This window comes from Micromonospora palythoicola, from assembly GCF_036689795.1.
GTDB classification, from domain to species: Bacteria; Actinomycetota; Actinomycetes; order Mycobacteriales; family Micromonosporaceae; genus Micromonospora; species Micromonospora palythoicola.
The window spans coordinates 18,146-41,998 of record NZ_JBAGKI010000035.1 but is presented as its reverse complement, the minus strand read 5'-3'; the positions used below and the strand labels follow the sequence as shown (position 1 = coordinate 41,998).

General features: G+C 71.2%; 22 protein-coding genes. 16 read left to right on the top strand and 6 right to left on the bottom strand.

All coding sequences use genetic code 11. The annotated features are described in order from the left end of the window. Positions 1-124 precede the first annotated feature (124 nt). The 8 genes from V5O40_RS17010 to V5O40_RS16975 all read left to right on the top strand — a co-directional run bounded on the left by V5O40_RS17010 (position 125) and on the right by V5O40_RS16975 (position 5,740). Complete coding sequence (locus tag V5O40_RS17010) at positions 125-868, top strand: DUF305 domain-containing protein (RefSeq protein ID WP_332906358.1); 744 nt, start codon at positions 125-127, stop codon at positions 866-868. Then, entirely contained in the window at positions 855-1,418 is a 564-nt protein-coding gene (locus V5O40_RS17005; RefSeq protein ID WP_332906357.1) for a DinB family protein, read from the top strand. The genes V5O40_RS17010 and V5O40_RS17005 overlap by 14 nt, the downstream gene beginning before the upstream one ends. A gap of 324 nt (positions 1,419-1,742) precedes the next feature. Next, entirely contained in the window at positions 1,743-2,510 is a 768-nt protein-coding gene (locus tag V5O40_RS17000; protein ID WP_332906356.1) for a cellulose binding domain-containing protein, read from the top strand. Positions 2,511-2,625: 115 nt separating this feature from the next. Next, positions 2,626-3,264 (top strand): transporter, encoded by a 639-nt coding sequence (locus V5O40_RS16995; RefSeq protein WP_332906355.1) that lies wholly within the window; start codon positions 2,626-2,628, stop codon positions 3,262-3,264. Further along, the gene (locus tag V5O40_RS16990; protein WP_332906354.1) at positions 3,261-3,572 is read left to right on the top strand and encodes a transcriptional regulator; all 312 of its coding nucleotides are present in this window, start codon (positions 3,261-3,263) and stop codon (positions 3,570-3,572) included. The genes V5O40_RS16995 and V5O40_RS16990 overlap by 4 nt, the downstream gene beginning before the upstream one ends. Then, positions 3,569-4,468 (top strand): ABC transporter ATP-binding protein, encoded by a 900-nt coding sequence (locus V5O40_RS16985; protein ID WP_332906353.1) that lies wholly within the window; start codon positions 3,569-3,571, stop codon positions 4,466-4,468. The genes V5O40_RS16990 and V5O40_RS16985 overlap by 4 nt, the downstream gene beginning before the upstream one ends. 9 nt (positions 4,469-4,477) lie before the next feature. Further along, a complete protein-coding gene (locus V5O40_RS16980) occupies positions 4,478-5,215 on the top strand; it encodes an ABC transporter permease (RefSeq protein WP_332906352.1) in 738 nt (245 codons plus the stop codon). Between the two features lie 33 nt (positions 5,216-5,248). After that, the gene (locus V5O40_RS16975) at positions 5,249-5,740 is read left to right on the top strand and encodes a molybdenum cofactor biosysynthesis protein (protein WP_332906351.1); all 492 of its coding nucleotides are present in this window, start codon (positions 5,249-5,251) and stop codon (positions 5,738-5,740) included. A 65-nt stretch (positions 5,741-5,805) separates the two neighbouring features. Here V5O40_RS16975 and V5O40_RS16970 read toward each other — a convergent pair whose 3' ends face one another. Continuing rightward, positions 5,806-8,031, bottom strand: coding sequence for a discoidin domain-containing protein (locus V5O40_RS16970; protein WP_332906350.1), 2,226 nt, complete (start codon positions 8,029-8,031; stop codon positions 5,806-5,808). A 432-nt stretch (positions 8,032-8,463) separates the two neighbouring features. Next, complete coding sequence (locus tag V5O40_RS16965) at positions 8,464-9,663, bottom strand: ROK family transcriptional regulator (protein ID WP_332906349.1); 1,200 nt, start codon at positions 9,661-9,663, stop codon at positions 8,464-8,466. 150 nt (positions 9,664-9,813) lie between these two features. Between V5O40_RS16965 and V5O40_RS16960 the strand changes: the two genes are divergently transcribed. The 4 genes from V5O40_RS16960 (at position 9,814) to V5O40_RS16945 (ending at position 14,396) form a co-directional block, all read left to right on the top strand. Then, positions 9,814-11,109: an ABC transporter substrate-binding protein gene (locus V5O40_RS16960; protein ID WP_332906348.1), complete on the top strand. Its 1,296-nt coding sequence runs from the start codon at positions 9,814-9,816 to the stop codon at positions 11,107-11,109. A gap of 65 nt (positions 11,110-11,174) precedes the next feature. Further along, complete coding sequence (locus V5O40_RS16955; protein ID WP_332906347.1) at positions 11,175-12,152, top strand: carbohydrate ABC transporter permease; 978 nt, start codon at positions 11,175-11,177, stop codon at positions 12,150-12,152. Beyond that, the gene (locus V5O40_RS16950; protein ID WP_332906346.1) at positions 12,145-12,984 is read left to right on the top strand and encodes a carbohydrate ABC transporter permease; all 840 of its coding nucleotides are present in this window, start codon (positions 12,145-12,147) and stop codon (positions 12,982-12,984) included. The genes V5O40_RS16955 and V5O40_RS16950 overlap by 8 nt, the downstream gene beginning before the upstream one ends. After that, the gene (locus tag V5O40_RS16945; protein ID WP_332906345.1) at positions 12,981-14,396 is read left to right on the top strand and encodes a GH1 family beta-glucosidase; all 1,416 of its coding nucleotides are present in this window, start codon (positions 12,981-12,983) and stop codon (positions 14,394-14,396) included. Before V5O40_RS16950 ends, V5O40_RS16945 begins: the two co-directional genes overlap by 4 nt. Positions 14,397-14,471: 75 nt before the next feature. On the opposite strand, the gene V5O40_RS16940 is transcribed toward V5O40_RS16945, so the two are convergent. Together V5O40_RS16940 and V5O40_RS16935 are read right to left on the bottom strand one after the other, a co-directional pair. Then, positions 14,472-15,428: a hypothetical protein gene (locus V5O40_RS16940; protein WP_332906344.1), complete on the bottom strand. Its 957-nt coding sequence runs from the start codon at positions 15,426-15,428 to the stop codon at positions 14,472-14,474. A gap of 121 nt (positions 15,429-15,549) precedes the next feature. Next, positions 15,550-17,640, bottom strand: a complete 2,091-nt coding sequence (locus V5O40_RS16935) for a glycoside hydrolase (protein WP_332906343.1) — start codon at positions 17,638-17,640, stop codon at positions 15,550-15,552. 225 nt (positions 17,641-17,865) lie between these two features. On the opposite strand from V5O40_RS16935, the gene V5O40_RS16930 reads away from it, so the two are divergent. Continuing rightward, on the top strand, positions 17,866-18,591 hold the full coding sequence (locus V5O40_RS16930; protein ID WP_332906342.1) for a DinB family protein: 726 nt from the start codon (positions 17,866-17,868) through the stop codon (positions 18,589-18,591). Positions 18,592-18,644: 53 nt separating this feature from the next. Next, positions 18,645-19,250, top strand: coding sequence for a DUF998 domain-containing protein (locus V5O40_RS16925; protein WP_332906341.1), 606 nt, complete (start codon positions 18,645-18,647; stop codon positions 19,248-19,250). Here the strand turns inward: V5O40_RS16925 and V5O40_RS16920 are convergent. Both V5O40_RS16920 and rph read right to left on the bottom strand, forming a co-directional pair. Beyond that, positions 19,219-19,773 (bottom strand): mycothiol transferase, encoded by a 555-nt coding sequence (locus tag V5O40_RS16920; RefSeq protein ID WP_332906340.1) that lies wholly within the window; start codon positions 19,771-19,773, stop codon positions 19,219-19,221. The genes V5O40_RS16925 and V5O40_RS16920 overlap by 32 nt on opposite strands. A gap of 32 nt (positions 19,774-19,805) precedes the next feature. Continuing rightward, positions 19,806-22,469 (bottom strand): rifamycin-inactivating phosphotransferase, encoded by a 2,664-nt coding sequence (gene rph / locus V5O40_RS16915; RefSeq protein WP_332906339.1) that lies wholly within the window; start codon positions 22,467-22,469, stop codon positions 19,806-19,808. 180 nt (positions 22,470-22,649) lie between these two features. Here rph and V5O40_RS16910 point away from each other — a divergent pair, with 180 nt between their 5' ends. Both V5O40_RS16910 and V5O40_RS16905 read left to right on the top strand, forming a co-directional pair. Next, positions 22,650-23,315 carry an ATP-dependent endonuclease gene (locus tag V5O40_RS16910; protein ID WP_332906338.1) on the top strand — a complete coding sequence of 222 codons (666 nt, stop codon included), beginning with the start codon at positions 22,650-22,652 and terminating at the stop codon, positions 23,313-23,315. A gap of 55 nt (positions 23,316-23,370) precedes the next feature. Next, entirely contained in the window at positions 23,371-23,838 is a 468-nt protein-coding gene (locus tag V5O40_RS16905; protein ID WP_332906337.1) for an NUDIX hydrolase, read from the top strand. Positions 23,839-23,853 lie beyond the last annotated feature (15 nt).

The window sequence follows — 23,853 nt, the reverse complement described above, 5'->3', positions numbered from 1 at the left end:
GGGATCCCGCGTACGGCGACCGCCGCAGGTGGGACCAATCGGGCCTTTCGCCGTCCCGCCTCTCCCGCCGCAGGTCAGTCCGCGCTAACATCCGGCCAAGCTCGACGACGGCGGGAGTCACGTGGTGCTGGGTGCACGGATCCGGGAACTGCTCAGGCGATCCCGCAGGTGGGTGCTGATCGAGCTGGTGGTGCTGGCGGTGCTGGTGGTCGGGGCGACGCTGGTCCTCGGGTGGCCGGACGGCGACTCGGAGCCGGCGGCGACGACGCGTACGCCCGCGCCGATCGAGCTGCCGGCGAACCCGGACGCCACCGCGCCGGTGCTGATGCCCGGACGCCCCGGCGAGCCGGCGACGTCGCTGCCGGCGAACGAGACGTCGGCGCTGCCGCGCCCGCCGTACAACAACGCCGACGTCCGCTTCGTGGCCATGATGATCCCGCACCACGAGCAGGCGCTCGTGATGGCCCGGTTGGCGCCGGAGCGCGGCGAGAACCCGCAACTGAAGACGATCGCGGATCGGATCCTGGCCGCCCAGGGGCCGGAGATCAAGGTGTTGGAGGCATGGCTGGCCGACCGTGGCCTCGACCGGGATTCCGGGGGCGACCATCGGCATGAGATGTCCGGCATGCAGTCGGCGGCGGCGCTGAACCGTCTCACCGCCGCTCGCGGGGCCGAGTTCGACCGGCTGTTCGTCGACATGATGTCCGATCACCACCAGGGCGCGATCGACATGGGCAAGGAGGCGTTGACGCTCGGCTCCGACGTGACCGTCAACGAGATGGCCGGCAGCGTGGTGGTGGAGCAGGGCGTCGAGATCAACCGGATGCGCGAGGCGTTGGCGCAGGGAACTGTCGGTGGTGGCCGATAGCATCCGGCTGACCGCCGACGAAGGGCCGACCATGACCGAAACCGATCTGCCAGCCGAGCGTGCCGACCTGCTCCAGGCCCTGCGCCAGCACCGCTTCTTCCTGCGCAACACCGCGCGGGACCTGACCGACCAGCAGGCCGCCGAGCGCAGCACCGTGAGCGAGCTGTGCGTGGGTGGTGTGATCAAGCATGTCGCGCACACCGAGCGCGGCTGGGTCGACTTCATCCTCGAGGGTCCCACGGCGATGGGCGGCTCGGACGATCCGGGCGCCTACGAGCGCCACGCGCAGTCGTTCCAGATGCTGCCGGGGGAGACCCTGGCCGGCATTCTGGCGGCGTACGACGAGGTGGCCCGCCGCACCGACGAGCTCGTCGTCACCCTGGCCGACCTCGACGTCGGTCAGCCGTTGCCGGCGGCGCCCTGGTTCGAGCCGGGCGCCCGCTGGTCGGCCCGCCGGGTGCTGCTGCACATCATCGCGGAGACGTCCCAGCACGCCGGGCACGCCGACATCATCCGTGAGGCCATCGACGGCGCCAAGTCGATGGGGTGATCCCGCCCGACGGACGCAGTAGCGGCATTCGGTCCTGATTGGACATCGTGTCTCCGGCTCGGGTCGGGTCCGCCTGACCGGCCGGTTGTATCGAGGGACGTCGACTGAGAGACTCGGCTCGTCGACCGCGTCTGGAGCCGGTGCGGTCGCTCGACGGGCGTTGGCGCGCGCCGCGCGTGCCACGCATCCGGGCAGTTCTCTCTCGCACGTGCCGCCACCGTGACATCTGCTGACGACGCCGTCAGCGGTCCGGTGGCCGGCGCCCGACGACCGACCGGCCGTCGCTGAGCCGACCCCGCCGGTCCCGTCTCCTGGAGGTAACGGATGCTTCGCACGTTCGGCGTGGTGCTGACCGCCGTGACCCTGGCCGCTGTCGCCGGGGTCACGGCGGCCGGTGCCGCCAACGCCCCGGCCGCCCCGATCGCGGCCCCGCGCCTGATGACGACCGTCAGCCCGACCGCGACCCCGACGGTCGCGTGCCCGCCGGCCCTGCCGATCAGCGGCATGGTCACCGGAGTCACCGCCACCACGATGACCGTCAGCTACTCCCTGATGTTCAGCGGCCCGCCCTGCGGTTACAACCTGCCGATGACCGTGCTGCTCTTCGCCAGTTACGAAGACGCGGCGACCTGGCGGAATCCGGTGGCCGAGGCGGTGACCGGGCTGGAGCGCAACGGGCAGGTGACGCTCGACGGGCTGACCCCGGACACCGAGTACTGGTTCCGGTTCAGCGACGTCGACGCCCGGCGAGACCCGTACGTCATCGGCGGCCCGGCGCGGACCGAAGCGGTGTCGGCGTGCAGCGCGACGGCGACGATCGACGCCCGGTGGGGCAGCGGCTTCGTTGCCACGGTCACCGTACGCAACACCGGCAGCGAGTCGCTCGACGGCTGGCTCGTGCGGTGGCGGTGGTCCGGCGACGAGCGGATCCAGTCGGTCTGGGGTGGCGTGTCCGCCGGTGCCGGTGCCGACGTCACGATCCGCAACGCGTCGTACAACGGCACCGTCGCGCCGGGTGGCACCACCACGTTCGGGCTGCTCGCCTCGGCCGGCACGGCGCCGTCCGGGATCACGGCGACCTGCGCCGGCTGACAAGCGACCACGTTGGTCTGTGGACCGCTGAGCGGTCCGCAGACCAACGGGGTGCGCCGGGCCACCGGCGGGTCCACTGTCAGCAGGCTTGACTTTGCGTCATAAAGTAGTTTGCGTGACAGTCGACGATGACCTGCCCCCCGAGGACCCGGCCGCGGCCCTGCGACTGATCGACGAGCAGCGGGCGACCGCCGCGCGTCAGTTCGAGCCGGACCCACGTGCCTACTACTGGCCCTGGGGTCTGGCCTGGCTGATCGGCTTCGGGCTGCACTTCCTCCACTTCTCGCCGGGTGACGTGCCCCTGGTCGAGATGCCCTCCTGGCTGCCACTGAGCACGTTGTTCGTCCTGCTGGCCGCCGCCGGTGCCGTCTCGGCGGTGACCGGCGCGCGGGCGTACGGGCAGGTGGCCGGGGAGTCCGCCCGGCGCGGCGCCTGGTACGGCTGGTCCTGGGGGCTCGGCTTCCTCACCCTCTTCGTGCTCGCCGGCCGGCTGTCCGACAGCCTCCCGCCGGACCTCGTCGGGCTGCTCTGGTCGGCCCTCGCGGTGGGCCTGACCGGCATCCTGCACATGGCCGGCGGCGCGATCTGGTTGGACCGCACCCTGTTCCTGCTCGGCATCTGGATCACCGTGGTCAACCTGCTGGGCACCATCGCCGGTCCCGGCTGGCACGCCCTGATCGTCGCGGTGGCCGGCGGCGGGGGAATGCTGCTCGCCGGGCTGCTGGGCTGGCTGCGTCGCCGGGGCCGACAATGACCGAACTCGATCCGGTGATCCACGCCCAGGCCCGGCTGCGGGTGGTCGCCTCCCTGTCCGCCCTGCCCGATCGTGATCAGGTGACCTTTCCGCGCTTGCAGGAGCTGCTGGGGATGAGCGCGGGCAACCTCTCGGTGCACCTGCGGCGGCTGGAGGAGGCCGGCTACGTCGCCGTCACCAAGACCCACCGGGGTCGTACCCCGACCACCCTGATCGCCCTCACCCGCCGTGGTCGCCTGGCCTTCGAGGAGTACACGGAGGCGATCCGGGCGCTGCTGGCGCCCGCCGATGTCAAGGAGACACCATGATCCTCGCCCGGGCCGAACAGGCCACCCGACGCTACGGCGACGTCCTGGCCCTCGACCGGGTGGACCTGGACGTGCGGTCCGGCGAACTGGTCGGTCTGCTCGGGCCGAACGGCGCCGGCAAGAGCACCCTGCTCAACCTGCTCGTCGGGCTGCGCCGCCCCACCGGCGGCCGGGTGCTGCTGTTCGACGGCGATCCTCGGAACCCCGCGTACCGCCGCTGGGTCGGGGTCACTCCTCAGGAGACCGGGCTGCCCGGCTCGCTCCGCGTCGGTGAAGTGGTCGACTTCGTCGGCGCGCACTTTCCCGACCCGGTGCCACGGGCCGAGTTGCTCGACCGGTTCGGCCTGGCTGACCTGGCCCGGCGGCAGACCGGCAGCCTGTCCGGGGGGCAGCGGCGGCGCCTGGCGGTGGCGCTGGCCTTCGTCGGTCGGCCCCGGCTGGTCCTGCTCGACGAGCCGACCACCGGGCTCGACGTCGAGGCCCGGCACGCGCTGTGGGAGGCGATCCGGGCCTTCCACGCCGACGGTGGCACGGTCCTGCTCACCAGCCACTACCTGGAGGAGATCGAGGCGCTGGCCCAGCGGGTGGTGGTCATCGGGCAGGGTCGGGTGCTCGCCGACGACAGTGTCGCCGCCATCCGTGGCGTGGTCGGCCTGCGTCGGGTCAGCCTGACCGCCGACGAGCTGCCGACCCTGCCGGACGTGGTCCGGGTGGAACGGGACCGGGAGCGGATCCACCTGCTCACCGGCGACGCCGACCAACTGGTCCGCGACCTGGTCGCCGCCGGTGTGGCCTTCCGAGACCTGGAGGTCCGACCCACCTCGCTGGAGGAGGCGTTTCTCACCATCACCGCCGAGAGCCGGCCGGCGCCGGCCGGCGTACCGACCACCGCCTGAGGAGACGCCGTGCCGTACGCCCTGGCCCACGCCCGCTACCAACTGCTGGAACTCGTCCGGACCCCGGTCGCGGTGTTCGGCAGCGCGTTCTTTCCCGCCGTCGCGATGCTCTTCTTCGTGGTACCGGCCGTCGGTGACGACGCCGTCGGGGCCACCTACGCCACCGCCGCCATGGTCACCTTCGCGGTGCTCAGCGCGAACGTCTTCCAGTACGGCGTCGGCGTCGCCGAGGACCGGGCCCAACCGTGGGATCCGTACCTGCGGACCCTGCCGGTGGGGCCGGCACCCCGGTTCGCCGGCCGGGTCCTGGCCGGGCTGACCCTCACCTATCTGTCGCTGCTGCCGGTGGTGCTCATCGCGGCTCTGCTCACCGAGGCGCGAACCTCCGTGGCGGGGTTCGCGCTCGCCGCCGTCGCCGTCGCGCTGGTGTCCGTGCCGTTCACGCTGATGGGGCTGGCCATCGGGTACGCCCTGCCGAGCAAGGCGGCGATCGTGGTCGCCCAGCTGGTGTTCTTCCCGTTGGCCGTCGGCGGTGGCCTGCTCACCGCACCCGGGCAGGCGCCGGCGTTCATCGAGGCGATCGCGCCGTTCCTGCCCACGCGGGGCGCGGTCGAGTTGATGTGGAGCGCGGTGGGCGACTTCCGGCCCGAGCCACTCTCGATGATCATGCTAGGGGTGTGGGTGGTCGGGCTGGCGTCGCTCGCCGGCTGGGCGTACCGGCGCGACGAGGGTCGCCGCTTCTCCTGACCGTCGGGTCACCGCGCGGCCTAGAGTCGGGGTATGCCGGAGATCGTCCAGTTGCTGGCCTCACCCGTGCACCGGTTCGTGGGCCGGCCGGCGGACGGCCCGGTGCCGGTGCCGGATGACGAACTGGTGGACGAGATCCAGCTCCGGGCCGAGCTGGGCATCGTCGGGGACCGGTACTTCGGCAAGGCCGCGCACCGCCAGGCCAGCGTCACCGTCATCGCAGCCGAGTCGTTGCCGCCGGGTGCCGGCCTGGCACAGGTCCGGCGCAACATTCTGACCGGTGGCATCCCCGTGGACGACCTGGTCGGCTCGGTGCTGGTGCTCGACTCGGGTCAGGGGCCGGTGCGGCTGCGGCTGAACCGGGCGGCACACCCGTGCGCGTGGATGGACGTGACCGTCGGGCCGGGCGCCTGGCGCGGCCTGCGCGGCCGGGGCGGCGTCCGCTGCACTCCGCTGACCGATGGGGTCCTGCGGGTGGGTCCGGTGGACGCGACGGTCGAGGATGGCCCTGCCCGACCGGGCTGAGCCTGGCCGGGGGTCGGCGGGCGCGGGCCCGACCGGTGTCACCGGCCGGGCCCGCGTCGATCGGTCTACGGGTACGCGGTCAGGTAGGACACCTGGTTGCTGGCGTTGACCGTGGTGCCGACATTGTTGATCATTCGGTTGATCGTGCCGACCCCACCGAGAGACACGGTCACCATGTTGGTGAACCGCACGTTCGGATTGTTCGGCACCTCGAACGACCGCTCGGCGACCACCGACGGGTCGACGTTGAAGTAGGCGTAGCTGCCCAACCCCCACGCCTGGTGACTGGTCACCGAATCGGCCACCTTGTACGCGGCGTAGCCCCGGGTCGAGCCGTTCATCCAGGCCGCCTGGTTGGGCGGGTCGTACGGCAGTTCGTTCTGGTAGAAGTACGTCCGGCCGCCGTTGCCGTTCCAGATGGTCTGGTACTTCTGGTAGTGCTCGACGAAGAGGCCGTACATGGTGACGTTGTCGCCGTTGACGATCAGCCCGGTGTCGGCGGTGTTGACCGTCCAGCCGACGCCGTCGCCGTGGTCGGCCCGCCACAGCCACATGTGGTCGCCGATGACGTGGTCGCTGTTGACCACCAGGCTGGTGGTGGCACGGCCGACACCCGGCCCGCCGATGCGGAAGAAGACGTCGTGCAGCGAGGTGGGGTTGGCGGCGTGGCTGGCCGAGGAGCCGGCGGGACCGACCTCCATCAGCACCGGGGAGCTGACGGCGCCGGCCTCGAACATGATGCCGGCGACCTTGACGCCGTCGACGTCGGCGACCCGCATCGCGGCGGTGCCGTTGTCGGCCTGGATGGTGGCCAGCCCGAGGCCGAGGACGACGGTGTCGGCCCGGTTGACCTGGATGGGTTCGGTGACCCGGTGCACGCCCGGGGTGAACAGCAGGTGCCGACCCTGGGCGAGGGCGTTGTTGATGGTCGCCGCCGAGGTGCCCGGCCGGACGATGAAGAAGTCGGCCAGCGAGATGGACGAGCCGGCCGGGGTCTTGTTGTACCAGCTGGTGCCGGAGGAGTTCGCGCGCAGCGCCGGAACGAAGACGCGGTACTCGCCGGTGCCGTCGACGTACAGGAACGGCTTCTCCCGGACCAGCGGCGTGGTCGGGATGACGGTGTGCGACGGGTTCGGGAAGTTCGGTGTCGGCGCGCCGGCAACCCCCTGGAAGACCATGTTCCACACCGAGCCGGTCCAGCCGTTGCCGAACTCGCTGTTGCGCGAGTACCACTGCTGCTGCGAGCCGGAGACCACCAGCCCGTCGATGCGGGTGTCGGCCATCAGCCCGCCGCTGGACCAACCGTTGTATCCGTCCCAGAGCTGGATCTGGTTCTGGCCGCCGCGCAGGTGCATCCGCCGGTACGGCGCGGCCTGCGACACCGCCCACCGTTCGACGACCACCCCGGCGGGCAGGGTCACGGACAGGTTCTCCGCGGCCCGCCAGAAGTTCTGCGTGGCGTTGCCGCCGAACCAGGCCGCCTCGGCGCGGACGTGGCCGTTGAGGTTGACGTCGTCGGGGGACATGCCGAGCCCGGCGACCTGGGTGAAGAAGCCGAGGTTGACGTCGGCGGTGTAGGTGCCCGGCTTGAACAACACGGCGTACCGCTGCGGGCCGAACTGATTGGTTTCCTGCTGACTGAAGATGGTGTTCAGCCGACTCTGGATGGTGGCGGTGGGGGTGGCGGGATCGAACACGTACGTGTTCGGGCCGAAGTTCGGGTTCCGTGGATCGGTCGGTTCGACCGGGTCACCCGGTCCGCCACCGCCGAACTCGCCGAAGACCTGGAACTCCCACAGCGAGTAGCCGTAGCCGGTGGCCCGCTGGGTGCCGTACATCCGGACGTAGCGGCCGCTGCCGGTGACGGTGAGCGTCTGGGTTCCACCGCCGCCGGTGGTGGTGCTGTGGATGGTGGTCCAGGCGGTGCCGTCGTCGGAGGTCTGGATCTGGAAGGCCCGGGCGTACGCGGCCTCCCACCTCAAGGTGACGCCGGTGATGGTGGCGCGGGCGCCGAGATCGATCCGGAGCCACTGGGGGTCGCTGAAGGCGCTGGACCAGCGGGTGCCGGTGTTGCCGTCGACGGCCGCCGAGGCGGGGAAGGCACCGCCTTCGGTGGAGGAGGCGGTGGCCGGCCGGCCCTGGGAGAGTAGGACCGGCGCGGCCTGGGCGGGCACCGCGCCGACGGTCGGAACCAGCGCGGCGGCCAGAGCCACCGCGAGGCCGGTGAGCAGGCCGCGGGTGCGTGGTCTGCGGCCTGGCGAGGATGGTACGAGGGAAACGGGTGGTGTCATGACGTCGCCTGTCGGTCGAGGGCTGCTGACGACGGGCGCGACGGGGATTCGGGACGGCTGACGCTGCCGCACGATGATGCCGCCGGGTTGGCACCGCGGTGCGGGAGCGCGCTTGCCGAAGAGTGTTGCGGCGACGTTGCGTCGCCGTCAAGACATCGATCTGCATTCACCCGGTTGGTGACCCTGAGTGATTCTCACTCAGCGTGTCACTTCCGGCCGCTCTCCTGAGGTGCACTAGCCACGCTTTGCTCTGCTTCAACCCACGCAACAGACGTCGACCAGCGGCGGCGCATCGGAGGTGAGGCGAAGCTCGCCCAGCTGTCGATACGGAGCGTGAGCGTTGCGTCGGTTGAAGCAGAGCAAAGCGGAGCGTGGGGAGGCTGCCGGTCGGACGTGATGTCGCCGAGGGTGATGGCCGGTGGGTGTGTGCCGTCAGCGGCGGGTGCCGCCGTTGGCGAGCAGGCGGGCGATCGGGAGGGTGGCGGCGCCGAGTGCGACCGCGTCGACGCCGAGCCGGCCCAGCTCGATGGTGGCCTGCGCGTACGGCGCGCGCAGCGCCTGGCGGCCGGCGGCCGCGCGGATGGCGGGCAGCAGTCCGCCCAGCGCCATCGCGGCCCAGCCGCCCAGCACCACCCGCTCCGGGTTGAACAGGTTGATCAGGTTGGCCACGCCGGCGCCCAGGTAGTCGGCGGTCTCGTCGAGGACCCGGCGCGCGGTCTCCGACTTCTCCGCCGCCGCCACCAGCGCGCCGAGCTGGGACTCCTCGTCCGCGCCGGGCACCGGTCGGCCGCGCCGGGCCTCCCGGTAGCGGTCGATGACCGCCTCGGCCCCGACGTACGCCTCCAGGCAGCCCCGGGCACCGCAGCGGCAGGGCCGGCCGCCGTACACCAGCGTGGTGTGACCCCATTCGCCGGCGCTGCTGGACGCGCCGCGGTAGGTGACGCCGTTGGTCACCACGGCCGCGCCGACGCCCGACCCGACCAGGGCGAACACGGCGTGCCGGGCGCCCCGCCCGGCGCCGAACCACATCTCCGCCTGGCCGAGGGTCTTCGCGCCGTTGTCGAGGTGCAGGGGCAGGTCGGTGCCCTCGGCGATCAACCGTTGCAGCGGCACCCGGTGCCAGCCCAGGGTCTGCGCGTCCACGATCGCCTGGCTGCCCTGCTCGACCACCCCGGAGACGCCGATGCCGACGCCCAGCACCTCGGACCGGCTGATCCCGGAGTCGGCCAGCACCCGGTCGATGCCGGCCAGCACGTGCCCGGCCACCGTCGCCGGCTCGGTGCGGTTGGGTTCCAGCGGGTACTCGACGCTGCCCAGCACGGTCATCGTGAGGTCGAACAGTTCGACGCGTACCCGGGTCTCGCCCACGTCGACGCCGACCACGACGGCGTGGCGCGGCGCCATCCGCAGCATCATGCTCGGCCGGCCACCGTCGGACTCGGCGGCACCGGCCTCCATCACGAGGCCCTCGTCGATCAGGTCGCCGACCACGTTGCTGACCGCCGGCTGGCTGAGCCCGGTGCCCCGGACGAGATCCTGCCGGGTCAGCGGTCCGTCGAGGAAGATCCGGGACAACAGGGCCGACCGGTTGCGCAACCGGACGCTGCGATTCGTCGCCCGCGCCAGCTCCACGTGTCACCTCATCCCGTCGGCCGCCCCCGGGCGACTGTACGGCCCCGTGCTTGACGACCCTCCGCCGAACCATTTTAATGACGACATTAATTAAGCCGTGATGTAACTCCCTCCTCCACCACCACGACCCTGAGACCGAAGGGGCAGACCGTGTCGAGACGACACCTCGCGATGCTCACCGCGACCGTCCTGGCCGCCGCGTCGCTGACCGCCTGCGGTTCCGGCGACGAGCCGGGCGACGGCGGCAAGACCCTCACGTACTGGGCCAGCAACCAGGGCGCCAGTCTTGAGGCCGACAAGGAGATCCTCCAGCCGGAGCTGGACAAGTTCGAACAGCAGACCGGCATCAAGGTCAACGTCGAGGTCGTGCCCTGGTCCGACCTGCTCAACCGACTGCTGGCCGCCGCCACCACCGGGCAGGGCCCGGACGTGGTGAACATCGGCAACACCTGGTCGGCCTCGCTGCAGGCCACCGGCGCGCTCGTCGAGTTCGACGACGCCACCCTCGACAAGGTCGGCGGTAAGGACCGCTTCGTTCCGGCCGCGCTCGCCGCCGCCGGAGCCCCCGACAAGCCGCCGGCCGCCGTACCGCTCTACAGCCTCGCCTACGCGCTGTACTACAACAAGCAGTCCTTCGCCGACGCCGGCATCACCGCCCCGCCGACCACCTGGGAAGAAATGGCCGAGGCCGGCCGGAAGCTCACCGGCGACGGCAAATGGGGCCTCGCCGTGGAGGGCGCCAACCCGTCGGAGAACGCCCACCACGCCTTCACCTTCGCTCAGCAGTACGGCGGGGAGTGGTTCGACGCCGCCGGCAAGCCGACCTTCGACACCCCGCAGAACGTCGCCGCCGTCAAGCGCTACGTCGACCTGATGGCCGTCGACAAGATCGTCAATCCGAGCAACGCCGAGTACGCGCAGAACCAGTCCGTCTCCGACTTCGCCAACGGCAAGGCCGCGATGCTGCTCTGGCAGGCCGCCGGGGCGAACCTCAAGTCACAGAACATGGCGGCCGACGCCTACGGGGTGGCCCCGGTGCCCTTCCTGGCCAATCCGCCGGCCGGTGGCAAACAGGTCAACAGCATGGTCGCCGGCATCAACATCGCCGTGTTCAAGCACACCAAAAACCTCGACGGGGCGCTGGAGTTCGTCAAGTTCATGACCAGTGACACCGAGCAGGTCACGTTGAACAAGACGTACGGCTCGCTGCCGGCGGTCGGCACCGTCGCGGCCGACCCCGCCTTCGCCGCCGACGAACAGAAGGTGCTCGCGCAGACCCTGGCCACCACCGCGGCACCGCTGCCGCAGGTGCCCGAGGAGAGCACCTTCGAGACGCTCGTCGGCACCGCCATCAAGGAACTCTTCGCCGACGCGGCCAGCGGCAGGCCGGTCACCGAGGACAGCGTCCGGGAGAAGCTGACCCGGGCCCAGCAGCAGATGCGCTGACCACGGACCGCTGGCCGTGGGAGGTGCCGCCGACCCTCCCACGGCCAGCCCGCGAAGGGACCTCGATGACCACCACCACCTCGCCCCCCGCCACCGACCGCGCTGCCGGCGCCGGCCGGCCGGCCCGACCCGCAGCCCGCCGGCCCCGCCGGTCACTGCTGCCGTACCTGCTGCTCGCCCCGGCCGTGCTGCTGGAGCTGGCGATCCACGTCATCCCGATGCTCGTCGGTGCCTGGATGAGCCTGCTGGAGCTGACCCAGTTCCACATCCGCGACTGGTCCGGCGCACCCTTCGTCGGGCTGGACAACTACCGGGTGGTGTTCGACGTCGACTCCGCCGCCGGAGCCGAGCTGCTGCGCTCGTTCCGGGTCACCGTGCTCTACACGGTGCTGTCGGTCGGCCTGTCCTGGACGCTCGGCACCACCGCCGCGGTGCTGCTGCAGCGACCGTTCCGGGGACGGGCCGTGCTGCGGGCGCTCTTCCTCACTCCGTACGCCCTGCCGGTCTACACCGCGGTGATCACCTGGACCTTCCTCTTCCAGCGCGACACCGGCCTGGTCAACCACGTCCTGGTCGACCAGCTGGGCCTGGTCGACCAGGCACCTTTCTGGCTGATCGGCGACAACAGCTTCGTGGCCCTGCTGATCGTCTCGATCTGGCGGACCTGGCCGTTCGCCTTCCTCTGCGTGATGGCGGGTCTGCAGAACATCCCGGACGAACTGTACGAGGCCGCCGCGATGGACGGCGCCGGGTTCTGGCGACGACTGCGCTCGGTCACCCTGCCGATGCTGCGCCCGGTGAACCTGGTGCTGCTGCTGGTGCTCTTCCTCTGGACCTTCAACGACTTCAACACCCCGTACGTCCTCTTCGGCGGCTCGGCCCCGGCCGAGGCCGACCTCATCTCGCTGCACATCTACCGCAGCTCGTTCCAGACCTGGGACTTCGGCATTGGCTCGGCCATGTCGGTGGTGCTGCTGCTGTTCCTGCTCCTGGTCACCGCCGGATACCTGCTGCTGACCAACCGACGGAGGAACGATGCGTGAGACCGCCGCCGAACGCTGGTCGCGCCGGATCGTGCTGACCCTGCTCGCCGCCTTCGTCCTCGTTCCGCTGTACGTGATGGTCAGCTCGGCGATCAAGCCGTTGCAGGACGTGCAGGGCGCCTTCACCTGGTGGCCCCGGCGTCCCACCCTGCAGGCGTTCGTGGACATGTGGTCGACCGTGCCGCTCGGCCGTTACCTGCTCAACAGCCTGCTGGTGGCCAGTGTCGCCGCCATCTTCTCGGTCAGCGTGGCGATCTTCGCCGCGTACGCGGTCAGCCGCTACCGGTTCCGGGGCCGGCAGGTCTTCTCGGTGACCGTGCTGTCGACCCAGATGTTTCCCGGCATCCTGTTCCTGTTGCCGCTGTTCCTGATCTACGTCAACCTCGGCAACGCCACCGGCATCGCGCTCTACGCCAGCCGTACCGGCCTGATCATCACGTATCTCACCTTCTCGCTGCCGTTCTCGATCTGGATGCTGGTCGGTTACTTCGACTCGATCCCGCGCGGGCTGGACGAGGCGGCCCAGGTCGACGGCGCCGGCCCGCTGCGCACCCTGTTCCAGGTGGTGCTGCCGGCCGCGGTGCCCGGTGTGGTCGCGGTGACCGTGTACGCCTTCATGACCGCCTGGGGTGAGGTGCTGTTCGCCTCGGTGCTGACCAACGAGGACAGCCGCACTCTCGCGGTCGGGCTGCAGGGCTACTCCACCCAGTTCAACGTCTACTGGAACCAGGTGATGGCCGCCTCGTTGGTGGTGAGCGTGCCGGTGGTCGCCGGGTTCCTGGCTCTGCAGCGTTACTTCGTCGCCGGCCTCACCGCCGGAGCGGTCAAGTGAGCCCGTCCATCACCAGAACCGAGGAGAACCCGCCCGTGCCGGACCTGTCCACGCTGCCGCCCGACTTCCGCTGGGGTGTCGCCACCTCGGCCTACCAGATCGAGGGCGCGGTCACCGCCGACGGCCGCAGACCCTCCATCTGGGACACCTTCTGCACCCGGCCGGGCGCGATCGACAACGGCGACACCGGGGAGGTGGCCTGCGAGCACTACCACCGGTGGCCGCAGGACGTGGCGCTGATGCGGGGCCTCGGCGTCGGCGCGTACCGCTTCTCGGTGGCCTGGCCCCGGGTCCGTCCCGACGGGGTCGGCCGGGTCAACGCCGCCGGCCTGGACTTCTACGACCGTCTGACCGACGGGCTGCTGGCCGCCGGTATCCGGCCGTACGTCACCCTCTACCACTGGGATCTGCCGCAGGCGTTGCAGGACCGCGGTGGCTGGCCGCACCGGGAGACCGCCGAGGCGTTCGCCGACTACGCCGCGGTGGTCGCGGCCCGGCTCGGCGACCGGGTGAGCGACTGGTGCACCGTCAACGAGCCGCTCTGCATCGCCTGGATCGGTCACCTGGAAGGGCGGATGGCCCCGGGGGAGCGGGATCTGGGTCGGGCCGTGTCCGCCGCGCACCACGTGCTGCTCGGCCACGGCCTGGCCACCGCCGCGATCCGGGCCCACGCCGACCGGCCGGCGTCGATCGGCCCGGTGCTGAACCTCAGCCCCATCGACCCGGCCAGCGACCGTCCCGCCGACGTGGCCGCCGCCCACCGGCTGGACGGGCACGTCAACCGTTGGTGGCTGGACCCGCTGCACGGTCGCGGGTACCCGGCCGACATGGTCGACACCTACGGTGTCGAGCCGCCGGTACGCGGCGACGACCTCGCGGTGATCGCCGCACCGGCCGACTTCCTCGGCGTCAACTACTACTTCCGGCAGGTGGCGGCCGACGACCCGGACGGACCGGCGCCGTACGCCCGGCAGGTCCCGGTGCCCGGCGCGGCGCACACCGCGATGGACTGGGAGGTACACCCCGAGGGCCTGGAGCGGTTGCTGGTCGAGGTGAGCCGGGAGTACGCCCCGGCCCGGATCCTGGTCACCGAGAGCGGCTCGGCCTGGCCGGACACGGTCACCGCCGACGGCAGGGTCGACGACACCGAGCGCACCGACCACCTGGAACGGCACCTGGCGGCCTGCGCCGCGGCGGTCGGCCGGGGTGTGCCGCTGGCCGGCTACTTCGCCTGGTCGCTGCTGGACAACTTCGAATGGGCGTACGGCTACGACAAGCGGTTCGGTCTGGTGCACGTCGACTACGCCACCCAACGGCGGACGGTCAAGGCCAGTGGTCACCGCTACGCCGAGTTGATCCGCTCCCACCAGCGGCGCACCGCGACGGCCGACACCGTCGCGGTGCGCGGATAGGCGGGCCGACGGGGCCCGGGACGCCCCGGGTGCCGCGCCGGGCGGCACCCGGGGCACCCGTGCGTGGGGGGATGGTCAGGAGACGGACTCGTCGTGGCCCTTCGGCAGCGCCCAGGGGTCGATCGGGACGGGCAGGACGATGATCTCGTCGGCTCGGGCGCGTAGCTTGCCGGCCAGGGCCTGACTGGCGAGGCTGAAGCCGATGGTGAAGCTGTCGGTCAGCCCGGCGTTCGGTGTCACCGCGTCGGCCTGCTGGCGCAACTCCCCGGCCAGCGCGTTGCGCCAGCGTATCTCGGGCTCGGTGAGCCCATGGTTCGCCTGCTCCCCGGCGAGCCGCTGCCAGAGCGACAGCACCTCGTCCTCCCTGGCCCGCAGGGCGTCCAGTGCCTCGGGCAGGGTGTCGATCTCCGGTAGTGCGGCCAGCACGAGATCGGCGACGGTTGACGCCAGCTCGGTCGAGTTCACCCCGGTGTCGAGACCGTAGCGGACGAGTTCGTTGCCGACGAGGATTCGCCGGTCGTGCTGTCGCGCAGCCGGATCCGCCGGCAGCACCGCGACGCGTGATTCGACGGCGAGCCGTACCGAGTTGGGGCGGTCGTCCGGCACCGAAGGCACCGGGCTGTCGCCGGCGGGATCCGGGCGCGACCGCCGGGGCACGGTGGCGGCGCGTGCCTCCAGGGAGCGCAGGAACGCCGCACTTCCGGCGGCGAATCCGACGGCGTAGGGGCCGGTCCTCGTCGCGGTGTTTCGCCGCAACAGCCGGGCCTCGCCCCGCAACGCCTCGCCGAGGTCGGTCCCCGGCGGCGGCAGCTCGACCGTCCAGGGGCTGCGGTCCAACTCCGCCCGCACCCGCTCGATCGTCTGCTCCATCGTGGTCTGGGCGGCCCGGGCATCGTCGAGTAGGCGCAGGTCGGGCAGGACGTCGAGGATCTCGCGGGCCATCGCCAACGGCACGTCGGCGGCGGTCCCGGGCAGCGCCCTGGCCAGAACGGTCGCCACGGTGCTGCGGCGTTGCTGATCTGCGTCGACCATTCCCGACCTCTTCCCTGTGACGGCCAGGCGGTCGACCCGCAGCGGTCACCCGAGGCCCTACGGCGGACCGCCCCGTCTGTCGAGGACTCTACTGAAGGCGCTGGATGGCCACCGCCGGCCCTCAGTCGCTGAACTCGACGCGGTCGACCGTGAAGAGGGTGCCGGGACCGCCGGTGAACACCAGGTAGAGGTCGTGGAATCCGTTCGCCGCCTGCGGACCGGTGTCGATCCAGGTCGTCGCGGTCACCCAGTCGGAGCCGGACCCCGCAGGCACGGTCGTCGAGCCGACCAGCGGACCCTCCGGGCTGTCGATCCGTGCCTCGATGACACCGCCGGCCCGCGGGGCCACGGTGGCGTGCAGCCGCAGTTGACCCTTCTGGTCGGCGAAGCCCGCCGCCGAGCCGTCCGCGAAGTTGACGTTCGCCCAGCGCAGGTGGCTCCCGTCGCGTACGCCGGTGACGACCTTGCCGTGCTCGGGTGTGGTGATCACCCGCAGGCCGGCGGACTGCCCGTCGTTCTCCTCGGCCAGATAGGTGGAGAAGACGTCCTTGCGGTCGGGCAGCGCCGGCAGCTCGGACCACTTCGGCACAAACGTGGTGACGCTGCGGCCACGGAGGTTCGCGCGGAAGGACCCGCCGTGGATGCGGACGTCGGCAAGCTTCTTCATGTTCTCGCTGCCCGACGTGCGGTACGGCACCACCGACGGACGGGGACCCTTGCCGGCGGCGACGTGGGACACGCACTCGCCCTGGTGGCGGAACGTCGGGTTGACGAAGTGGGCCCACCCGCCCTTCTTGCAGTCCCGCCTGGTCTGCGGCGGCAGCGGGAAGCCGCCGCTGAGATCGACGGTCAGCGGGACGTCGTCCGCGTTGTCGTTGACCACCACGACCGTGAAGTCGTGCGTCGCCTCGTCCTTGTACGCGGTGACCGTGACCCCGGGTGACGGGGTGCTGGTGGCGCCGATCATCACGTCGCCCGGGTCGAGGAACCGGCTGTACTGGCCGAAGGTGTAGTACCGCTTGAAGATGCGGTACTGGCCGTTCTCGGTCGGGTTGCCGCTCTGCGGGGTGCCGGTGTTGACCAGTCGGATCAGGTCCGAGCCGTCCGCGCCGTTGTTCGCCACCGGCCACCACCAGAAGTATCCGCTCAGCCCGGTCTCGTCGAACAGGTTGCCGATCAGGGTCGCGTAGCGCAGGCCGTCGCTGATCGTGTTGTTGACGAACAACCGGTCGCGCGGTGCGCCCTGGTTCATGTACTCGGTCTGCCAGATGGTCTTGCCCAGCGTGTGTGAGGTGGTGAAGGCGGTGGGCGCGGCCCGGGTGGCGTCGTCGATCAGCCCGGCGTAGCCGTGCGCCGCCACCACGTCGACGTACCGGTTCGCCGCCGGGTCGCTGATCGCGGGCAGTGCGTACCCCTCGTGGAAGCCGACGCCCTCGCCGAGCACGATCTTCGCGGTCACGTCCCGTCGCGCGAACGTGGGACCGAGGTGGTCGCGGACCAGGACCCGCAGCTCCTCGGCGGTCCACTGGCAACTGGAGTACCCGGTGGAGATGTCGGGTTCGTTGGTCGGTGAGAGGTGGGTGATCCGGATCCCGAACTCGCGCTCGTAACCGAGCACGTACTCCGCGAGGTAGTCCGCGAACTCCTGGTACATCTCGGGTCGGAGCTTGTTCGGTGCGGCGGTGGGGCCGGCGGAGGTCACGCTGTTGTTCTGTTTCATCCACGCAGGCGGGCTCCACACGCTGGCCAGGATCGTCTCGACGCCGCGCGCCTGCGCCTGCCGCATCAGCCAGACCTGGTACGCGTCGAAGTCGGCCTTGCGCTGCGGCCAGTCGGGTCGGTCCCACACGAAGACGCCCGGCTCGGGGGCGATCGTCTGCGTCGGGCCGTCGTAGAGCTGGTCGCCCCACACACCGCCGTCGCCGACCATCACCCGCACGATGTCCAGGCCGATCCCGGCCCGGTCGTCGAAGACCATGTCGAGCATCTGGGTGGTGAGTGGCTCGCCGAGCCGCTGGATCCCGCCGGCCTTGTGGAACGCGAACGACCCGCCGAAGCCGTCGACCCGCTGCCGTTCGGCGCTCCAGTCGACCACGACCGTGGGTGTGGTGGCGGGTGGGTGCGCGGGGCTGCTCACCGCTGTCGAGACCACCAGGCTGCCCGCCGCCAGCAGGGCGGTGGCCAGCCGGATCCGCCACACCGTCCGTCGCATCGAGGATCCCCCCGTCGCCGCAACCACCCGGCGGTACGGCCGGCGGGAACGTGGCCGGCCCACCATCGCGACGTCGCGGGTGGTGATCCATTGACGTCGGCGAATCAAGGTTATGGGTTCGCGTACCGGCGGGCAAGGTGGGCGGCGGTACGGATCGGTGACTGGGACGGTGGTGTCGCACCTCGGCGTTACTCTCGCCGCGATTCGTTCACGGGAGGAGTCCGGATGGTGCAGGAGTTCGTCGATCGGGACCTGGCGGGGGCACGGTTCATCAGGTCGACGTTGGCCGGAGCGGTCATGCGCAGCGTCGAGGTGCGAGGGCTCGACATCGACGCACCCTGGTTGGCGGAGGGGTCGCTGCTGGTCAACGGGGTCGACGTCGTGCCGCTGGTCGAGGCCGAGCTGAACCGGCGGTTCCCGGGTCGGGAGCTGAGGCAGGCCGACGATCCGGAAGGACTGCGGGCGGCGTGGGCGGCGCTCGAAGGGGCCTGGGCGGCGGCGGTCGAGCGGGCGACCGCGATGCCGGCCGGCACCGTCGACACCTCGGTCGACGGCGAGTGGACCTTCGCCCAGACGCTGCGTCACCTCGCCTTCGCCGCCGACGCCTGGCTCGGCAAGGCGGTGCTGCGCCTTCCGCAGCCCTTCCACCCGCTCGGACAGCCGCACGCCGAGTACGCGATGGACGGCTTCGACACCTCGATCTTCGCCGCGAGGCAGCCGGCGCTGGCCGAGGTTCTCGACCTGCGAGCCGAACGGCAGGCCATGGTCCGCGAGTTCCTCGCCACCGTCACCCCGCAGATGCTTGCCGAGCCTCGACGCAACCCCTGGTCGGCCGAGGACGAGGTGTCGGTCCTGCGCTGCCTGCACGTGATCATCGGCGAGGAGTGGGAGCACCTCCGCTTCGCCCTGCGCGACCTCATGACGATCGACACTGCCCGGGCCGGCGGCTGACGCGATGTACTGAGTCCCGCCGGAGAGCCCGGCAGACGACAGGAAGAAGTCACGTGGCCCTGTGGGTGGGCGCCGCCGGCGCCCTGCTGTTCGTGCTGGTGTTCCTCGTCGACGGGGGGAGCCGGCCGGGCTACTCGTCGGCACGCCAGCCGATCAGCGCCTTGGCGCTCGGCCGGCGGGGCTGGATCCAGACGACGAACTTCATCGTCACCGGCTCCGCGATCACGCTGGGGGCGGTCGAACTGGTCCTCGACGGACCGAGCATCCTGCTCGGTGTGGCGCTGACCGGCTTCGGCCTCGGCCTCGTCGCGTCCGGGGTGTTCCGGATGGACCCGATGCTCGGCTATCCGCCGGGCGCTCCGGTCGGGATACCCGAGCGGCACAGCGTCCAGCACCGCCGCCACGACCTCGCCGGCGCGGTCGTCTTCCTGTCCCTGCCTCTCGCCGCGGCGATCGGAGCGTTCACGCTGCCCAGCACACCGTGGCGGATCGTCTCGGCCGGTCTGGCCATCGCCCTGCTCGCCGGATTCGGCTGGTTCGGCAGGGCGTGGGAGCAGGTGTCACCGCGCCTCGGCCTGATTCAGCGCGCCGTCGTCGTCCCCGGCTGGGGTTGGCTCGCCGCCCTGTTCACCGCGCAGGCCCTCGGCCAGAACGGGTAGGTGCGGCAACCGGTGGATCGACCCTGCGGGTCAGGGCGTCTCGAAGCAGGTCCAGGTGTCCGCGGTGCTGGGCGGTTTCCTCGATCATGTGCACGAAGATCCACCGGAGACTCACCGGCCCGCCGCCGAACGACGGCTTCGCCGCTCGATCGCTGAGGTTCGCACAGGTGGCGGCCGCGCGCCGGCTCCGACGGCACGCGGCCGTGTACAACGCGGCCAGGTCGGCAGGAGAGTCCTCGCCGGCGGAGTGGAAGTCCCAGTCCGGGTCGACGTCCAGCGGCGCCGACGCCCAGGGCTCGGGCATCGGGTTGCCGAGCAGCTTCTCCTGGAACCAGAGGTCCTCCACCCGCGCGAGGTGCTTGACGATGCCACCGATGGTCAACTCGGTTGCCGGCAGAAGTGTGGCGGCAGCGTCGTCACGGGTGAGGCCGTCCAAGGTGTCGAGGACACATCGGCGGTGGAAGTCGAGGAACTGTTCCAGGGTGCTGCGTTCGTCCGTTGCCACGTCAGGGAACTCGACCACCCGGTCAGCCTTTCACGTCATGGGGAGGGTGGCTACCGGGACAGGATCTCCACGTAGCCGTCGGTGGCGTGCACCCGGATCCGCTGCCCGTCGCGAATCAGCCGGGTGGCGTCTGCCACTCCGACCACGGCTGGCAGGCCGTACTCCCGGGCGATCACCGCGCCGTGGCTCATCAGTCCACCGACCTCCGTCACCAGGCCGGCGACGGCGACGAACAGGGGCGTCCAACTGGGATCGGTGTGGGCGGTGACGAGGATGTCGCCCGGTCCCAGGTCGGCCCGGCCGAGGTCCAGGATGATCCGGGCGCGTCCTTCCACCGTCCCGGTGGAGACCGGCAGGCCGACCAGGGCACCGGCCGGCACGTCGTCGCGCCGGTACGCCCCGTCGACGGCCTCACCGTCCGAGGTGAGCACTCGCGGCGGCCGGAGTGCCTGGTACGACCGGAACTCCTCCCGGCGTTGACGGACGAGCCGGTCGTCGACCTGGTTGGTGCGCACGGCGTCGTGGAACTCGTCGACAGTGAGGAAGAAGACGTCCTCCCTGTCGCGGATCACCTGCGCCAGCGCCAGGCGATCGGCCTCGCCCAGCAGCGCCTGCTTGTAGAGGAAGTAGCGGCTGATGATGTCGTACTTCGGGTACTCCCGGTAGCCGGCGAAGGTCCGGACCCGGTCGATCATCCGTTCGGTCTCGGTGGCCTTGCGCTCCCCGTCCGGCAGAGCCCGCAGCCGGGACAGCACCTCACGCGCCTTCTGCTCCGCGGCCTGCCGTCCCCGCTCGAAACGACGCTCGGCGGCACCCGGCTCGGCGTGCCGGACGTGTTCCAGCAGCACCGGCAGCAGGGTGGTGGGACGTTCGCGCCACCGTGGCCTGGTGATGTCGATCTCGCCGACGCAGCGCATGCCGTACCGGTCGAGGTACGCCTCGATGGCCTGCCGCGCCTCGGTGCCGCCGGGCAGCTTCGGCAACTCGTCGAGAAAACTCTCGTCCTCGACGCCGTGCAGGTACGCCACCACCTCGGGATGCGGGCGGATCACGTCGGCGACGTCGAGCAGCGCCAGTCCCATCTCCGACGTCACGTTGCCGGGAGCGGAAAGGGTGAGCGTGTCCGCCGCGTTCCTCTCACCCAGCCACTCCCGGAGGTGCTCGTTGAGCCACCAGGTGGCCTCCATCCCGGCCATGATGACCTGCATGCTCAGCGGGTCACCGAGTATCCGTTTGTGCTCGTCGAAGGCGCCTGCCAGGAAGTCGAACAGCGCCGTGCCGGTCTTCGTCCGGATATCGCGACCCAGGGCGGCGATGGACGCCTGGCTGCGCTCGACCAGCCCGGCGACGATGGCCGGATCCGGGTCGATCGGAGGTACCGCCGGGCCGGCCGCCGCCCCGGCGGCCCGTACCGCACCGACCTCGGCCCCGGCGCCCGGTGCGCCGGCGAGCCCTGCGTCCGGCCGCGTCGGGATGAAGTCGCGGCCGAGGACGGTCTCCAGTGCGTCCCTGACCAGCGGATCGCCCCTACCCATGAGCTCCAGGAGGGCGCTGCGGCTCGCGGGGGAGGCCAGCCGCTGGGTGACGTCGACGAACAGCCGCCCGCCGGCGGCCTGCATCGGTGCCATGGCCGTCAACCGCCACATCGACAGACCCAGCGGCTTCATCGCGTCGGTCATCATCTGCTGATGGCCGACCGAGACGTACACGTGATTGTTCCCGTCGCCGGCCGGGACGGGGAACAGTGTCGTGATGGGCCGGGTCTGCACGATCTGGAAGTCGTCGTCGGCCAGGCACCATTCGATGTCCTGCGGGCTGCCGAAGTGCGCTTCGACTCGTCGCCCCAGCTGGACGAGTCGTACGACCTGGGTGTCCGTCAGCGCCGGCTGGCCCCGCCGCTGCGGGTCGACGGCCTGTTCCCGGGTACCTCCGGCGGGGAGGGCGTGGATCGCCCGCTGCTTGGTGGCGACGGCCCGGCTGACGATCTCGCCGTCGCGTACCTTGAACACGTCCGGGTTGACCAGACCGGAGACCAGTGCCTCGCCGAGACCGAAGCCGGCGTCCACGGAGGAGGCCCGGCGGTCGCCGGTGACGGGATCGGCGGTGAACAGGATGCCGGCCGCGTCCGGGAAGACCATCCGCTGCACCACGACGGCCATTCGGACCGTACGGTGGTCGACGCCGTTGCGCTGCCGGTAGGTCACCGCACGCTCGCTGAACAGCGACGCCCAGCACCGGCGGACGTGCTCGACGACCGCGGTCGCACCGACCACGTTCAGGTACGTGTCGTGCTGGCCGGCGAAGGAGGCCGTCGGCAGGTCCTCGGCGGTCGCGCTGGACCGGACGGCGTACCCGGCCCGCCCGTCGAGTTCGTCGACGCAACCGCTGATCGCCGCCGCCAGATCGGCCGGCACGAGCACGGCCTGGATGGCGTGCCGGATCTCGGCGCCGAGTGCCCGAACGGCCTCCCGATCGTCCGGGCTCAGCCGGGCCAGCCGATCGAGCAGATCGTCGATCGACGGCACCTCCGCCAGGATCCGCCGGAAGGCCTGGGTCGTGACGCAGAAGCCGGCCGGCACGCGGACGCCGTCGATCCGCGACAACGCCCCCAGGTGCGCCCCCTTACCGCCCACGACGTCGACCCGCGTCTCATCGATGTCGGGCAGGCGCACCACGTACCGCCCGGTCGTCTCGTCCGTCGTCAGCTCCCGCACGGTGTGCCCCGTTTCTTCGTCAGCGCCGCGTCCGGCCGACGATTCTGCGGCAGAACCCGGGTCTTGCCACAAGCCCCCCGGTGCGCTATACGTTAGGAGTGGCAGGGAGGTGACTCTCTGCCTTTTGTCTTTGTCGCCCGTCGCGAGGCTCCGCCACCGGCCGGACGGGGAGGCCAACCAATGGATGTCACCTCGCGCCGCGAGCCGCCCCGGATCGGCCTCGACGGGCCGTTGGGTGGTAACGCCGCCTCGATGCGGGCCACCGCCCGCGCGCTGGCCCGGGCCGAGTCCGCCGAGGCCGTGGTGCTCGTCGAGGGCATCAGCGACCAGATCGCCCTGGAGACCTTGGCGGCCGCCCGTGGTCGCGATCTCGACGCCGAGCGGATCGTCATCGTGCCGATCGGCGGCGCCCACGCGATCGGTCGCTTCCTGACCAGGTTGGGCCCGCCGGGCGCCGGCTTACGCCTCGCCGGTCTCTGCGACCTGCGGGAGGAGGAGATCTTCCGGCGCGGGCTGACCGAGGCGGGCGTCGGTACGCCCCGCACCCGTACCGACCTGGCGCAGCTCGGCTTCTTCGTCTGCGTCGACGACCTGGAGGACGAGCTGATCCGGGCGGTCGGCAACCCGGCCGTCGAAGCCCTCTTCGAGGCTCAGGGCGACCTGCGGCTGTTCCGTGGGTTCCAGAGCCAGCCCGCCTGGCGTGGTCGGGATCCCGAGGCGCAGCTGTGGCGGTTCCTGCGCAGCAGTTCGCGCCGCAACCTGCGCTACGCCCGGCTGCTCGTCGAGGCCGCCGTCGCCCGGGACACCGTGCCGCAGCCGCTCGACGCGCTGCTCGCCAGCGTATGAGCAGCGTGGTGGCGTGGTCGGCGTCCCGGGGCCGCGCACGGGGACCCGTGCCGGGATGAGTTTCCGGCTGGCCGCCTACGCCGTGTGCGTCGACGCAGAGCGGGTGCTGCTCGTCCGGTGTGTGGCGCCGTCGGGCGAGACGACCTGGTCCCTTCCGGGCGGCCGGGTCGAGCACGCGGAGGATCCGTTCGATGCGGTGCTCCGGGAGGTTGCCGAGGAGACCGGCTGCGGCGCGGTGGTCGACCGTCTGCTGGGCGTGGACTCCAGGGTGATTCCCGCCGCCGAGGCGCGGTCCGGACGCGAGCACCAGAACGTGGGCATTTTCTACCAGGTCCGCATCACGGGAGGGGTCCTTCGGCCGGAGCCGAACGGTGCGACTGCCGAGCCGGCCTGGATCCCGCTACCGGATGTGGTGCAGTTGCGCCGATCCTCCCTCGTGGACGTCGGCCTCGCCCTGGCGCAGACGCGCCCGGCGACCGGGCACGTCGCGCCGGTCCCGGTCGGCGGGCTGATCGCGCACTGAGACCACACTCGACCG

What these genes read in the sequence shown, in the direction of transcription:
- V5O40_RS16975 (WP_332906351.1), top strand. Translation starts at nt 5,249, where the DNA reads ATGCCGGAGATCGTCCAGTTGCTGGCCTCACCCGTGCACCGGTTCGTG.
- V5O40_RS16905 (WP_332906337.1), top strand. Translation starts at nt 23,371, where the DNA reads ATGAGTTTCCGGCTGGCCGCCTACGCCGTGTGCGTCGACGCAGAGCGG.
- V5O40_RS16955 (WP_332906347.1), top strand. Translation starts at nt 11,175, where the DNA reads ATGACCACCACCACCTCGCCCCCCGCCACCGACCGCGCTGCCGGCGCC.
- V5O40_RS17000 (WP_332906356.1), top strand. Translation starts at nt 1,743, where the DNA reads ATGCTTCGCACGTTCGGCGTGGTGCTGACCGCCGTGACCCTGGCCGCT.
- V5O40_RS16990 (WP_332906354.1), top strand. Translation starts at nt 3,261, where the DNA reads ATGACCGAACTCGATCCGGTGATCCACGCCCAGGCCCGGCTGCGGGTG.
- V5O40_RS16970 (WP_332906350.1), bottom strand. Translation starts at nt 8,031, where the DNA reads ATGACACCACCCGTTTCCCTCGTACCATCCTCGCCAGGCCGCAGACCA.
- V5O40_RS16985 (WP_332906353.1), top strand. Translation starts at nt 3,569, where the DNA reads ATGATCCTCGCCCGGGCCGAACAGGCCACCCGACGCTACGGCGACGTC.
- V5O40_RS16930 (WP_332906342.1), top strand. Translation starts at nt 17,866, where the DNA reads ATGGTGCAGGAGTTCGTCGATCGGGACCTGGCGGGGGCACGGTTCATC.
- V5O40_RS16950 (WP_332906346.1), top strand. Translation starts at nt 12,145, where the DNA reads ATGCGTGAGACCGCCGCCGAACGCTGGTCGCGCCGGATCGTGCTGACC.
- V5O40_RS16940 (WP_332906344.1), bottom strand. Translation starts at nt 15,428, where the DNA reads ATGGTCGACGCAGATCAGCAACGCCGCAGCACCGTGGCGACCGTTCTG.
- V5O40_RS16910 (WP_332906338.1), top strand. Translation starts at nt 22,650, where the DNA reads ATGGATGTCACCTCGCGCCGCGAGCCGCCCCGGATCGGCCTCGACGGG.
- V5O40_RS16935 (WP_332906343.1), bottom strand. Translation starts at nt 17,640, where the DNA reads ATGCGACGGACGGTGTGGCGGATCCGGCTGGCCACCGCCCTGCTGGCG.